We start from the raw sequence: 12,836 nt of genomic DNA on the forward strand, positions 1-12,836 counted from the left end.
GGAGATCTGAGATGGGCATCGAAGAGGCACCCTCCGGGTTCCTGCTGACGACGGTCGAGGACCTGGTCGGCTACTTCCGCAAGGGCTCGCTCTGGCCTGTCACGTTCGGCCTGGCCTGCTGTGCCATCGAGATGATGGCGACGGGCGCGCCCCGGTACGACATCTCGAGGTTCGGCATGGAGGTCTTCCGGGCGTCCCCGCGCCAGGCGGACCTGATGATCGTCGCCGGCCGCGTGAGCCAGAAGATGGCGCCCGTGGTGCGGCAGGTCTACGACCAGATGTCCGAGCCCAAGTGGGTGCTGTCGATGGGCGTCTGCGCCAGCTCCGGCGGGATGTTCAACAACTACGCCATCGTGCAGGGCGTGGACCACATCGTCCCGGTCGACATCTACCTGCCCGGCTGTCCGCCGCGTCCCGAGATGCTGATCAACGCGATCCTCGCGCTGCACGAGCAGATCCAGAACGAGCCGCTGGGCGCCAACCGCAAGGCGGCCGCCGCCGCTGCCGAGGCCGCCGCGATGGCCGCGACGCCGACGTCGCAGATGACGGGGCTGCTGAAGTGAGCGACGAGAAGGTGGACGCGGCCGACGCCGCGAAGCCGGGCGACGCGACGACCGGCGCGCTGCCGACCAGCCAGGCCGCGCTGGAGGCGGGGTCGCAGAACATCCCCGCCGAGGGGCGCACCCAGATCGAGGTCGTCGACGTCCGGCGCGGCATGTTCGGTGCCCAGGGGACGGGCGACACGTCCGGCTACGGCGGGCTGGTCACCGCGATCGCGCTGCCGGGGCCCAGCGAGCGGCCGTACGGCGGCTGGTTCGACGAGGTCGTGGACATCCTCACCGAGGTGCTCGACGAGTCCGGGACCACCTACGCGGCCGCGGTCGAGTCGGTCGTCGTCGACCGCGAGGAGCTCACGCTGCACGTCGCGCGCGAGCACCTGGTCGAGGTCGCCCAGGTTCTCCGCGACGACCAGGACCTGCGGTTCGAGCTCAGCCTGGGCGTCTCGGGCGTGCACTACCCGCACGACGCCGGCCGCGAGCTGCACGCCGTCTACCACCTGGTGTCGGTGACCCACTCGCGCCGCCTGCGGCTCGAGGTCGCGGTCCCGGACTCCGACCCGCACCTGCCGTCGACGGTCTCGGTGTACCCGGCCAACGACTGGCACGAGCGGGAGACCTACGACTTCTTCGGGATCATCTTCGACGGCCACCCCGCTCTGGCCCGGATCGAGATGCCCGACGACTGGCCGGGCCACCCGCAGCGCAAGGACTACCCCCTCGGCGGGATCCCGGTCGAGTACAAGGGCGCCACCATCCCGCCCCCGGACCAGCGGAGGTCGTACCGATGACCACCCAGACACCTCGTGCCACACCACGGGTCGTCGACGCCGACACCGAAGGCGTGCCCTCGTTCGAGGCGTCCGGCGGCGACTGGTCCGACATCGCCGAGGAGGCCGCGCGCCTCGGCGAGGAGCGGATCGTCGTCAACATGGGCCCCCAGCACCCGTCGACCCACGGCGTGCTCCGGCTGATGCTCGAGATCGACGGCGAGACGGTGACCGAGGCCCGCGCGGGCATCGGCTACCTGCACACCGGCATCGAGAAGAACATGGAGTTCCGCACCTGGACCCAGGGCGTGACGTTCTGCACGCGCATGGACTACGTCGCGCCCCTGTTCCAGGAGGCCGCGTACTGCCTGGCAGTCGAGAAGCTGTTGGGCATCACGGACGACGTCCCCGAGCGGGCCACGGTCATCCGGGTGCTGATGATGGAGCTCAACCGCATCACGTCGCACCTGGTCTGCCTGGCCACGGGCGGCAACGAGCTGGGCGCGACGACGATCATGACCGTGGGCTTCACGGCCCGCGAGGAGATCCTCAAGATCTTCGAGCTGATCACCGGTCTGCGCATGAACCACGCGTACATCCGCCCGGGCGGGGTCGCCCAGGACATCCCGCCGGGCGCCATCGACACGATCCGCGAGTCCCTGGTGCTCGTGAGGCACTACTTCAAGCAGCTCGAAGACCTCATGATGGCCAACCCGATCCTGCACCTGCGCCTGAAGGACGTCGGCTACCTGAGCCTGTCCGGGTGCATGGCACTGGGGGTCACCGGACCGGTGCTCCGGTCGGCAGGCCTGCCGTACGACGTGCGCAAGGCCAACCCGTACTGCGGCTACGAGACGTACGACTTCGACGTCCCCGTCGCGCAGTCCGCAGACTCCTGGGGGCGCCTCGTGCTGCGCGTCGAGGAGTGCTACCAGTCGATGAAGATCGTCGAGCAGACCCTGGACCGCCTGCAGAAGATGGGTCCCGGCCCCGTCATGGTCGAGGACAAGAAGGTCGCCTGGCCTGCGCAGATGGCCATCGGCTCGGACGGCATGGGCAACTCCCTGGACCACATCCGGGAGATCATGGGCACCTCGATGGAGGCCCTGATCCACCACTTCAAGCTGGTCACCGAAGGCTTCCGCGTGCCGGCAGGCCAGGTGTTCCAGACCGTCGAGCACCCGCGCGGCGAGCTGGGCGTGCACCTGGTGTCCGACGGGGGGACGCGGCCGTACCGGGCGCACTTCCGGGACCCGTCGTTCAACAACCTGCAGGCCACGTCGATCATGTGCGAGGGCGGGCAGGTGGCCGACGTCGTCGTCGCCGTCGCGTCCCTCGACCCGGTGCTGGGAGGGGTGGACCGCTGATGTCGATCGAGACCAGCAGGACCCACAAGACGTCGTACGACGCCGAGACGCACGCGCGCCTCACCGCGGACTCGGACACCATCGTCGCCCGCTACCCGCAGGCGCGGTCGGCCCTGCTGCCGATGCTGCACCTCGTGCAGTCGGAGGACGGCTATGTCAGCCCGCGCGGGATCGCGTTCTGCGCGGCGCACCTGGGTCTGTCCACCGCCGAGGTGTCCGCGGTGGCGACGTTCTACACGCAGTACAAGCGGCACCCGAACGGCACCTACACGGTGGGCGTCTGCACCAACACCCTCTGCGCGATCATGGGTGGCGACGCCATCTGGGAGGACCTGTCCGACCACCTGGGCGTGGGCCACGACGAGACCACCGACGACGGGGTCATCACCCTCGAGCGCGTCGAGTGCAACGCGGCCTGCGACTACGCGCCGGTCGTGATGGTCAACTGGGAGTTCTTCGACAACCAGACCCCGGACAGCGCCCGCCAGCTCGCCGACGACCTCACCGCGGGCAAGGCGGTCGTGCCGACGCGCGGGGCGGACAGCGTCTGCTCGTTCAAGGAGATGTCCCGAGTGCTGGCCGGCTTCGGTGACGGGCGGGCCGACGAGGGCGTCGGCGCCGGTGTGCCGACGCTGCGCGGTGTCGCGCTGGCGCGGGCCGAGGGCTGGACCGCGCCGGACTTCCCCGGCGCGACGGCCTCCGCCGGTGCGGGGACCACGGTGCCGGCGGTCGGCGGCGAGCAGTCGAGCGCCGAGCGCCCGGCCACCACGCCGGCCGACGTCTCGCCGGCAGCGGAGCAGAAGAAGCAGTCCACCGACGACGCGAAGGAGTCGTGATGGCGACGACCCTCACCCCCGTCCTCACGGACACGTGGGATGCCGAGCGCTCCTGGTCGCTCGCGTCGTACGAGCAGGCGGGCGGCTACCGCGGCCTGCGTCGTGCGCTGGGCATGCAGGCGGCCGACGTCGTCACCATGGTCAAGGACTCGGGCCTGCGCGGCCGCGGGGGAGCGGGCTTCCCGACGGGCATGAAGTGGGGCTTCCTGCCCGCACCCGACGGCGGACCGCGCTACCTCGTGATCAACGCGGACGAGTCCGAGCCGGGGACCTGCAAGGACATCCCGATCATGATGGCGAGCCCGCAGCACCTGATCGAGGGCATGATCATCACGAGCTACGCGATCGGCTGCCACCACGCGTTCCTCTACGTGCGCGGCGAGGTCCTGCACGTCTACCGCCGCCTGCTGAAGTCGATCGAGGAGGCGCGCGCGGCCGGCTACCTCGGCACCGACATCCTGGGCTCCGGCTTCGACCTGGAGATCACGCTCCACGCCGGTGCGGGCGCGTACATCTGCGGCGAGGAGACGGCGCTGCTCGACTCGCTCGAGGGCCTGCGCGGTCAGCCGCGACTCAAGCCCCCGTTCCCGGCGGTCGCCGGGCTCTACGCGCGGCCGACCGTGGTGAACAACGTCGAGTCGATCGCGTCGGTGCCCGGCATCGTCCTGGGCGGCGCGGACTGGTTCAAGTCGATGGGCACCGAGCGGTCCACCGGGCACGGGCTGTTCTCCCTGTCCGGGCACGTGACGCGGCCGGGACAGTACGAGGCGCCGCTGGGGATCACCCTGCGCGAGCTGCTCGAGATGGCCGGCGGCATCCGCGAGGGCCACGAGCTGAAGTTCTGGACCCCCGGGGGCTCGTCGACGCCGATCTTCACGGCGGAGCACCTCGACGTCCCGCTCGACTACGAGTCGGTCGGCGCGGCGGGCTCGATGCTCGGTACGCGCGCGCTGCAGATCTTCGACGAGACCACCTCGGTGGTGCGCGCGGTGACGCGGTGGACCGAGTTCTACAAGCACGAGTCCTGCGGCAAGTGCACCCCGTGCCGCGAGGGCACGTACTGGCTGACCCAGGTGCTGCAGCGGATCGAGGCCGGGCAGGGCACGCTCGCGGACATCGATCTGCTGCTGGACCTGTGCGACAACATCCTCGGCAAGGCGTTCTGCGCGCTCGGCGACGGTGCCACCAGCCCGATCACGTCGGCCGTGCAGTACTTCCGCTCGGAGTTCGAGGCCGGGACGCACACGCCGGCGGACGTGCTGTTCCCGCCGGAGCTCAGCAGCCTGTTCTCCTACACACCGAAGCACGAGCTCGCTGGGGTGCACGCATGACGATCCTGTCCTCCGGGCCGACGACCTCCCTGGTCCCCCCCGCTCCGGTCGCGCCCGTGGAGCCCGAGGGCGAGCTGGTCACCTTCACCGTCGACGGCATCGAGACCGCCGTGCCCAAGGGCACCCTGGTCATCCGCGCCGCCGAGGAGCTCGGCATCCAGATCCCGCGCTTCTGCGACCACCCCCTGCTCGCGCCGGCCGGTGCCTGCCGCCAGTGCCTGGTCGAGGTCTGGGCACCGGGTCGCGACGGCAACCTGGCCAAGATGCCCAAGCCCCAGGCCAGCTGCACGCTCGAGGCCACGCCGGGCATGCAGGTCAAGACGCAGCACACGTCGCCGGAGGCCGACAAGGCCCAGCACGGCGTCATGGAGCTCCTGCTCATCAACCACCCGCTCGACTGTCCGGTGTGCGACAAGGGCGGCGAGTGCCCGCTGCAGAACCAGGCGATGAGCAACGGCCGCGCGACCACCCGGTTCGTCGACGTGAAGCGCACGTTCCCGAAGCCGATCGCGATCTCGACGCAGATCCTGCTGGACCGCGAGCGCTGCATCCTGTGCCAGCGCTGCACCCGGTTCTCCGAGGAGATCGCGGGCGACGTGTTCATCGACCTGCAGAAGCGCGGTGCCAACCAGCAGATCGGCACCTTCGACACCTCCGTGCTGGGCTTCGTCGGCGAGGCCCCGCTGGGCGCTTCGGCGGAGGACACGTCCGGTCGGCCGTTCGCCTCGTACTTCTCCGGCAACACCGTGCAGATCTGCCCGGTCGGCGCCCTGACCAGTGCCGCGTACCGGTTCCGGTCGCGGCCGTTCGACCTGGTCTCCACGCCCGGCATCGCCGAGCACGACTCGCAGGGGTCGGCCATCCGCATCGACCACCGCCGCGGCGTCGTGCTGCGTCGGCTGGCGGGCGAGGACCCGACGGTCAACCAGGAGTGGATCACCGACAAGGACCGGTTCGCGTTCACGTGGCAGTCCGCGCCGGACCGCATCACGACCCCGCTCGTGCGCAACGCCGACGGCGAGCTCGAGCCGGCCAGCTGGGTCGAGGCGCTCGACGTCGCGGCCGCCGGCCTGCGGGCCGCGCAGCAGCCCGACGACCCGCGTGACACCGCGATCGGCGTCGCCGTCCTGCCCGGTGGTCGACTCACGCTCGAGGACGCGTACGCGTACGGCAAGTTCGCCCGCGTGGCGCTCGGCACCAACGACGTCGACGGCCGTGCCCGCCCGCACTCGGCCGAGGAGGAGACGTTCCTCGGTCACCACGTCGCCGGCCGCACGCTCGAGGTCACGTTCGCTGATGTCGACCGCGCCCCCGCCGTGCTGCTCGTCGGCCTCGAGGCCGAGGAGGAGGCAGGCATCGCGTTCCTGCGCCTCCGGGACGCCGTCGTGTCGCGCAAGCTCCGCGTGCTGTCCGTCGCCGCGCTGGCGAGCCGCGGTCTCGAGCGGTTGTCGGGCACGCTGCTGCCCGCGGCGCCCGGCACCGAGGCGGAGATCCTCGACGGCATCGGCACCGACCCCTCGCTGGCGGAGACGGCTGAGCTGCTCGGCACCGACGGCGCCCTCGTGCTCGTCGGCGAGCGCCTGGCCGGGGTGCCCGGTGGCTTCTCGGCCGCCGTGCGGCTCGCGCAGCGCACCGGTGCCCGGCTCGCCTGGGTCCCCCGGCGCGTGGGTGAGCGGTCCGCCGTCGAGGCCGGTCTGCTGCCGTCGCTGCTGCCGGGCGGTCGCCCGGTGGCGGACTCCGCGGCACGCGTCGACCTCGCGGTCACCTGGGGCGTGGAGCACCTGCCGGCCGAGCCGGGGCGCTCGACCACCGAGATCCTCGCCGCGGCGCGCGCGGGACTGCTCGGCGGCCTCGTCGTCGGCGGCCTCGAGCTCGCGGACCTGCCCGACCCGGCCATCGCCCGCGAGGCGCTGGACCGGGTCTCGTTCCTCGTCTCGCTCGAGGTCCGGCACTCGGAGGTGACCGACCGGGCGGACGTCGTCCTCCCGGTCGCCCCGCCCACCGAGAAGTCCGGCACGTTCGTCACGTGGGAGGGGCGTCCGCGCCCGTTCCCGCAGGCACTGACCTCGCACGCGATGGCCGACCACCGCGTGCTCGACCGGCTGGCCGACGCCCTCGGGGTCGAGCTGGGGCTGCAGACACTGACCGCGGTGCACGCGGAGCTCGACCAGCTGGGCGGATGGGACGGCGCCCGCGTCGACGCCCCCGACGTCACGGCTGCCGAGCCCCCTGCGGTGCCTGCCGGATCGGCCGTGCTGGCCACCTGGCACCAGCTGCTCGACGCCGGCCGCCTGCAGTCCGGCGAGCAGTTCCTCGCCGGCACCGCCAAGCGGCCCGTCGCCCGCATCTCCGCCGGCACGGCCGCGGCCGTCGGGGTGCAGGACGGCGGCAGCCTGAGCGTGTCCACCGATGCCGGGACGCTGACGCTGCCCGCGGTGCTCACGGACATGCCGGACCACGTGGTGTGGTTGCCGACGAACGCCGTCGGCGCCGGTGTCCGGGACGCCTTGCATGCCGACGCGGGTGCCGTGGTGCGCCTCGCGGTCGGTCCGCGCCACCTGGAGGCCCGCTCATGACGCCCCTGTCGGTCGCGGCTGTGGCCCCGGTGACAGCCGACTTCAGCAACGACACGTGGTGGATCTGGCTGATCAAGGCCGTCGCCATCGTGGTGTTCCTGCTGACCAGCGTGCTCATCGCCATCTGGTTCGAGCGCAAGGTCGTGGCACGCATGCAGGTGCGTCCCGGCCCCAACGTGCACGGCCCCTTCGGCCTGCTCCAGTCGCTCGCCGACGCCATGAAGCTCCTGGTCAAGGAGGACATGACGGTCAAGGCGGCGGACAAGCTGGTCTACGTCGTCGCGCCGATGATCGCGGTGTTCTGCTCGCTTCTGACCTTCGCGGTCATCCCGTTCGGGCCGTCGGTCGACCTGTTCGGCGTGATCACGCCGCTGCAGCTCACCGACTTCCCGGTGGCGGTCCTCTACATCCTCGCCTGCGCGTCCGTGGGCGTGTACGGGATCGTGCTCGGCGGCTGGTCGTCCGGGTCCACGTACCCGCTGCTCGGCTCCGTGCGCTCGACGGCGCAGGTCATCTCCTACGAGCTGGCGATGGGCCTGTCGCTGGTCAGTGTGTTCATCCTGGCCGGGTCGATGTCGACCTCGCAGATCGTGACGTCGCAGACCGCCGTCTGGTGGTTCCTCCCGCTGCTGCCGGCGTTCGTCATCTACATCATCTCGATGGTCGGCGAGACCAACCGCCTGCCGTTCGACCTCCCCGAGGCCGAGGGTGAGCTGGTGTCGGGGTACATGACCGAGTACTCGTCGATGAAGTTCGCGTGGTTCTTCCTCGCCGAGTACATCAACATGCTCAACGTCTCGGCCGTCGCCACCACGCTGTTCCTCGGCGGCTGGCGTGCCCCGTGGCCGATCTCCGCGATCAACGACGGCATGTTCAACGAGGGCTGGTGGCCGGTCCTGTGGTTCCTGGCCAAGCTCTGGGCGATCATGTTCGTCTTCGTCTGGATCCGCGGGTCCGTGCTGCGGTTCCGGTACGACCAGTTCATGAAGATCGGCTGGAAGGTGCTCATCCCGGCCGCGCTCGTCTGGGTGGTCTGCGTGGGCGTGGTGCAGGGCGTGCGGCAGTTCTCGGGGCTGGACCTGCGCTCCGTGCTGTTCGTGCTCGCCGGCATCGTGCTGGTGGGGCTCGTGATCTCGTTCCTCATCCCGGAGAAGAAGCAGCCCACCGCGCCGAAGCGACCACCCGGTCCGCAGGTGTACGACCCGTACGCGGGCGGATACCCCGTGCCGCCGATGCCGGGACAGGTGCTCCCGCCGTCCCCGCGCAAGCAGCGCGCGGCCGAGGCCGCAGCGGCCGCGGACGCCGAGAACACGACGACCCCCCAGGTCACGCAGGAGGTGCACGGTGGCTGACCAGCGCAAGCCCGTCCGCAAGCCGGCCGCCCAGACGCCCGCGAAGGGCAAGGCCGTCGCGCCGCGCCCTCGCACGGGTGAGGTCGCCGCGCCCGAGCCCGAGGGCTACACGTCGCTCATCGAGCCGCGCGGTGCGGTCTCCGACTTCCTCGCCCCCGTGGGCGGGTTCGGCGTCACGCTGTCGAACATGTTCCGGCCGACGGTCACCGAGCAGTACCCGTCGGAGAAGGTGCCGGCCAAGCCCCGGTACCACGGCCGCCACCAGCTGAACCGGTACGCCGACGGCCTGGAGAAGTGCATCGGCTGCGAGCTGTGCGCCTGGGCGTGCCCCGCGGACGCGATCTACGTCGAGGGTGCGGACAACACCCCTGACAACCAGCGCTCGCCGGGGGAGCGGTACGGCAGCGTCTACCAGATCAACTACCTGCGCTGCATCTTCTGCGGCCTGTGCATCGAGGCCTGCCCGACCCGCGCGCTGACCATGACCAACGAGTACGAGCTGGCCGGTCCGACGCGCGCCGGCATGATCTGGGAGAAGGAGGACCTGCTCGCCCCGCTGCGCAGCGGGATGCTCCAGGCCCCGCACCCGATGGTCGAGGGCACGACGGACACCGACTACTACCGCGGCGAGGTCACCTCGTCCACGCCGGCGCAGGTCGCATGGGTCCAGGAGCACCGGCCCGAGGACCCGACGCTGCCCGGCGGCGCCGGTCTGGACGCGGCGAACGTGCCGGGTCCGACCGCGGCCGTGATGGCGGCGACCGTGGCGGCCGCGACCAAGCAGGGCACCCGATGACCGGGCTCGCCACCTCCCTGCTGGAGTCGGGGGAGACGACGACCGCCGAGGCGGTGCTGTTCTGGACGCTGGGGCCGATCATGGTGCTCGCCGCGCTCGGGCTGCTGTTCGCGAAGAAGGCGGTGCACGCCGCGCTCGCCGTGATCGTGGTGATGATCTCGCTGGCGTTCCTCTACGTCGCGCAGGACGCGGTGTTCCTCGGGGTCGTCCAGGTGGTCGTCTACACCGGCGCCGTGATGATGCTCTTCCTGTTCGTCCTCATGCTCGTCGGCGTCGACAGCTCGGACTCGCTGGTGGAGACCATCCGCGGGCAGCGCGGGATCGGGCTGCTGGCGGGCATCGGGCTCGGGGTGGTGCTCGTCGGCGTGGTCGGACGTGCCGCCTACGGCAAGCCGTACGGGCTCGCCGGTGAGGCGTCGGACAACAACCCGACCGGCGTCGCGCACATCATCTTCGGCCAGTACGTGTTCGCGTTCGAGGTCGTCGGTGCCCTGCTGGTCACGGCGGCGCTCGGCGCCCTCGTCCTGACGCACCGCCAGCGGCTCACGCCGCGCGTCGGCCAGAAGGAGCGTGCCGACGCCCGCGTCGCGGCCGGCGCGACCCTCACGCCCCTCCCGGCGCCGGGTGTGTACGCGCGGCACAACGCCATGGACGTGCCGGCCCTGGGGCCGGACGGTCGGCCGCTCGAGAGCTCGGTCCCGCGCGTGCTGCGCGTCCGCGGGCAGGAGGCCGACGCCGAGGAGTTCGCCGCCCGGACGGAGCGGGTGCTCGCCGGGGTCTCGCAGGTCCGCGGCAACCCGCCGCCTGCGGCAGCACCCGGGAGCGCGTCCGCGAACGCGCCCGACCTCGGCGCCGCGGTGAGCGACTCCGGACAGGACGGCCCGTCGACCGGCCCTGCGGGCGTCATCGGACAGGGCGTCATCGGACAGGGCGTCAACGGACAGGAGGAGGGCAAGTGAGCCTCACCCACTACCTGGTCCTCTCGGCGATCCTCTTCTCGATCGGCGCGACGACCGTCCTGCTCCGCAGGAACGCGATCATCGTGTTCATGGGTGTCGAGCTCATGCTCAACGCGACGAACCTCATGCTCGTGACGTTCGCCCGGATCCACGGTGACCTGTCGGGCCAGGTGCTCGCGTTCTTCGTGATGGTCGTGGCCGCCGCCGAGGTCGTCGTCGGGCTCGCGATCATCGTTGCCATCTTCCGCACCCGCCGCTCGGCCTCGGTCGACGACATCAACCTGTTGAAGAGCTGAGGGGCGACGTGCACACCCTGACCACTCTCGTGGCGAGCCTGCCCTCCGACAGCTTCAACCCCGCCAGCGAGACCGTGCGGGCCGGAGTCCTCCTCGTCGCACCGCTGCTCGTCGGGCTCCCGCTGCTCAGCGCCGCGGTGCTGCTGCTGTCGGGACGCCGCTCGGACCGGTGGGGGCACTGGCTCGGCGTCCTCGCCTCGGCCGCCTCCTTCGTCGTCGCCGCGATCGTGTTCGTCACGATGCTCCAGCGCTCCGCGGACTCGCGCGTCATCGACGTGTCCCTGGGCACCTGGATCGACGCGGGCGCGTTCCAGCTGGACGCGGGCATGCGGCTGGACCCGCTCTCGCTGACGTTCGTGCTGCTGGTGACGTTCGTCGGCACGCTCATCCACATCTACGCCGTGGCGTACATGGACCACGACGTCGACCGCCGACGGTTCTTCGCGTACCTCAACCTCTTCGTCGCGGCGATGCTCATCCTGGTGCTGGCCGACAGCTACCTGCTCCTGTTCGTCGGCTGGGAGGGTGTCGGCCTGGCGTCGTACCTGCTCATCGGCTTCTGGAACTACAACACCGAGTACGCGGTCGCCGCGAAGAAGGCGTTCGTCGCCAACCGCATCGGCGACCTGGGCCTGATCATCGCGCTCGGGATCATGTTCGCGACCTTCGGTGCTGTCGACTTCGGGACCGTGCTCAGCGGGGCGGACGGCGGCGCGAGCGAAGGCACGCTCACGGCGATCGGGCTCATGCTCCTGCTGGCCGCCTGCGGCAAGTCGGCGCAGTTCCCGCTGCAGTCCTGGCTCGGCGACGCGATGGCCGGCCCGACGCCGGTCTCCGCGCTCATCCACGCCGCCACCATGGTCACCGCCGGCGTCTACCTGATCGTCCGGTCCGCGCCGCTGTTCGACGCCGCACCGACGGCCCAGCTGGTCGTCGTCATCGTCGGCGCGATCACGCTGCTGTTCGGGGCGATCGTCGGTTGCGCGAAGGACGACATCAAGAAGGCGCTGGCAGCCTCGACGATGTCCCAGATCGGCTACATGATCCTGGCCGCGGGGCTGGGTCCCGTCGGGTACGCGTTCGCGATCTTCCACCTGATCACGCACGGCTTCTTCAAGGCCGGGATGTTCCTCGGGGCGGGGTCGGTCATGCACGGCATGGACGACCAGGTGAACATGCGCCGGTTCGGCGGGCTCGCGCGGTACATGACGATCACCTGGCTGACGTTCATGGCCGGCTGGCTCGCCATCATCGGCGTCCCGCCGTTCTCCGGGTTCTTCAGCAAGGACAAGATCATCGAGGCCGCGTTCGTGCCGGTCGACGGCGCACCGTGGCGGGCCTGGGTGTTCGGCAGCATCACGATGCTGGCGGCCGGCATCACCGCGTTCTACATGTCGCGCCTGTTCTTCATGACGTTCGAGGGTGAGCGCCGCTGGTCCACCAAGCGCGACGGCTCGGCGCAGCACCCGCACGAGTCCCCGAAGCTCATGACCTGGCCCATGATCGTGCTGGCCGTCGGGTCGGTCGGGCTCGGCTTCTTCCTCAACTCGGGGGGCCGGTTCGTGGAGTGGCTGGCGCCGGTGCTCGGGCATCCGGAGCACGAGGAGCCGGTGCTGCCCATCTGGGTGCTGACGGTCCTCACGCTCGCGCTCGTCGTCGTCGGCGTGGTGATCGCCTGGCGCCGGTACGCGGTCTCGCAGGTCCCCGTCGTGCCGCCGGTCGGCACCGCGCTCACCCGCGCGGCCCGTGTCGACCTCTACCAGGACTCGGTGAACGACATCGTCCTGGTGGAGCCCGGTCAGGCCCTCACGCGTTCGCTCGTGTACGTCGACCGGACCGCGATCGACGGCACCGTCACCGGTGTCGGGTTGTCCACGGTCCTGCTGGGTGGCTGGGTGAGGCGTCTGCAGACCGGGTACGTCCGGTCCTACGCCGCCTCGATGCTGCTCGGGCTGGTCGTCCTCGTCGTCATCGTCCTGCTCGTCCAGAGCTGAAG

General features: G+C 70.9%; 11 protein-coding genes. All 11 read left to right on the forward strand.

The features are described from left to right. Positions 1–11: 11 nt before the first annotated feature. From J2X26_RS17970 to nuoL, 11 genes are read left to right on the forward strand one after another with little or no spacing between them, the layout of a single operon-like run. The gene (locus tag J2X26_RS17970; protein WP_307494073.1) at positions 12–563 is read left to right on the forward strand and encodes a NuoB/complex I 20 kDa subunit family protein; all 552 of its coding nucleotides are present in this window, start codon (positions 12–14) and stop codon (positions 561–563) included. Then, on the forward strand, positions 560–1,348 hold the full coding sequence (locus tag J2X26_RS17975) for an NADH-quinone oxidoreductase subunit C (protein WP_307494074.1): 789 nt from the start codon (positions 560–562) through the stop codon (positions 1,346–1,348). Before J2X26_RS17970 ends, J2X26_RS17975 begins: the two co-directional genes overlap by 4 nt. Next, the gene (locus J2X26_RS17980) at positions 1,345–2,694 is read left to right on the forward strand and encodes an NADH-quinone oxidoreductase subunit D (protein WP_307494075.1); all 1,350 of its coding nucleotides are present in this window, start codon (positions 1,345–1,347) and stop codon (positions 2,692–2,694) included. The genes J2X26_RS17975 and J2X26_RS17980 overlap by 4 nt, the downstream gene beginning before the upstream one ends. Next, positions 2,694–3,530 carry an NADH-quinone oxidoreductase subunit NuoE gene (nuoE, locus tag J2X26_RS17985; RefSeq protein ID WP_307494076.1) on the forward strand — a complete coding sequence of 279 codons (837 nt, stop codon included), beginning with the start codon at positions 2,694–2,696 and terminating at the stop codon, positions 3,528–3,530. Before J2X26_RS17980 ends, nuoE begins: the two co-directional genes overlap by 1 nt. After that, positions 3,530–4,861: an NADH-quinone oxidoreductase subunit NuoF gene (gene nuoF / locus J2X26_RS17990; protein ID WP_307494077.1), complete on the forward strand. Its 1,332-nt coding sequence runs from the start codon at positions 3,530–3,532 to the stop codon at positions 4,859–4,861. The genes nuoE and nuoF overlap by 1 nt, the downstream gene beginning before the upstream one ends. Next, positions 4,858–7,437: an NADH-quinone oxidoreductase subunit G gene (locus J2X26_RS17995; protein ID WP_307494078.1), complete on the forward strand. Its 2,580-nt coding sequence runs from the start codon at positions 4,858–4,860 to the stop codon at positions 7,435–7,437. The genes nuoF and J2X26_RS17995 overlap by 4 nt, the downstream gene beginning before the upstream one ends. Continuing rightward, positions 7,434–8,789 carry an NADH-quinone oxidoreductase subunit NuoH gene (nuoH, locus tag J2X26_RS18000; RefSeq protein ID WP_307494079.1) on the forward strand — a complete coding sequence of 452 codons (1,356 nt, stop codon included), beginning with the start codon at positions 7,434–7,436 and terminating at the stop codon, positions 8,787–8,789. The genes J2X26_RS17995 and nuoH overlap by 4 nt, the downstream gene beginning before the upstream one ends. Then, complete coding sequence (gene nuoI / locus J2X26_RS18005) at positions 8,782–9,585, forward strand: NADH-quinone oxidoreductase subunit NuoI (RefSeq protein ID WP_439897871.1); 804 nt, start codon at positions 8,782–8,784, stop codon at positions 9,583–9,585. Before nuoH ends, nuoI begins: the two co-directional genes overlap by 8 nt. Continuing rightward, positions 9,582–10,544: an NADH-quinone oxidoreductase subunit J gene (locus J2X26_RS18010; protein ID WP_307494080.1), complete on the forward strand. Its 963-nt coding sequence runs from the start codon at positions 9,582–9,584 to the stop codon at positions 10,542–10,544. Before nuoI ends, J2X26_RS18010 begins: the two co-directional genes overlap by 4 nt. Continuing rightward, on the forward strand, positions 10,541–10,840 hold the full coding sequence (gene nuoK, locus J2X26_RS18015; RefSeq protein ID WP_307494082.1) for an NADH-quinone oxidoreductase subunit NuoK: 300 nt from the start codon (positions 10,541–10,543) through the stop codon (positions 10,838–10,840). The genes J2X26_RS18010 and nuoK overlap by 4 nt, the downstream gene beginning before the upstream one ends. Before the next feature lie 8 nt (positions 10,841–10,848). Further along, on the forward strand, positions 10,849–12,834 hold the full coding sequence (gene nuoL / locus J2X26_RS18020) for an NADH-quinone oxidoreductase subunit L (protein WP_307494083.1): 1,986 nt from the start codon (positions 10,849–10,851) through the stop codon (positions 12,832–12,834). Positions 12,835–12,836 lie beyond the last annotated feature (2 nt).

Origin of the sequence: Cellulomonas humilata (genome assembly GCF_030814415.1) — a bacterium.
Lineage (GTDB): Bacteria > Actinomycetota > Actinomycetes > Actinomycetales > Cellulomonadaceae > Cellulomonas > Cellulomonas humilata_A.

Excerpts from the sequence above, each read along its gene's own strand:
- J2X26_RS17995 (WP_307494078.1), top strand. The coding sequence starts at position 4,858 with ATGACGATCCTGTCCTCCGGGCCGACGACCTCCCTGGTCCCCCCCGCT.
- J2X26_RS17970 (WP_307494073.1), top strand. The coding sequence starts at position 12 with ATGGGCATCGAAGAGGCACCCTCCGGGTTCCTGCTGACGACGGTCGAG.
- J2X26_RS18010 (WP_307494080.1), top strand. The coding sequence starts at position 9,582 with ATGACCGGGCTCGCCACCTCCCTGCTGGAGTCGGGGGAGACGACGACC.
- nuoE (WP_307494076.1), top strand. The coding sequence starts at position 2,694 with ATGTCGATCGAGACCAGCAGGACCCACAAGACGTCGTACGACGCCGAG.
- nuoH (WP_307494079.1), top strand. The coding sequence starts at position 7,434 with ATGACGCCCCTGTCGGTCGCGGCTGTGGCCCCGGTGACAGCCGACTTC.
- nuoF (WP_307494077.1), top strand. The coding sequence starts at position 3,530 with ATGGCGACGACCCTCACCCCCGTCCTCACGGACACGTGGGATGCCGAG.
- J2X26_RS17980 (WP_307494075.1), top strand. The coding sequence starts at position 1,345 with ATGACCACCCAGACACCTCGTGCCACACCACGGGTCGTCGACGCCGAC.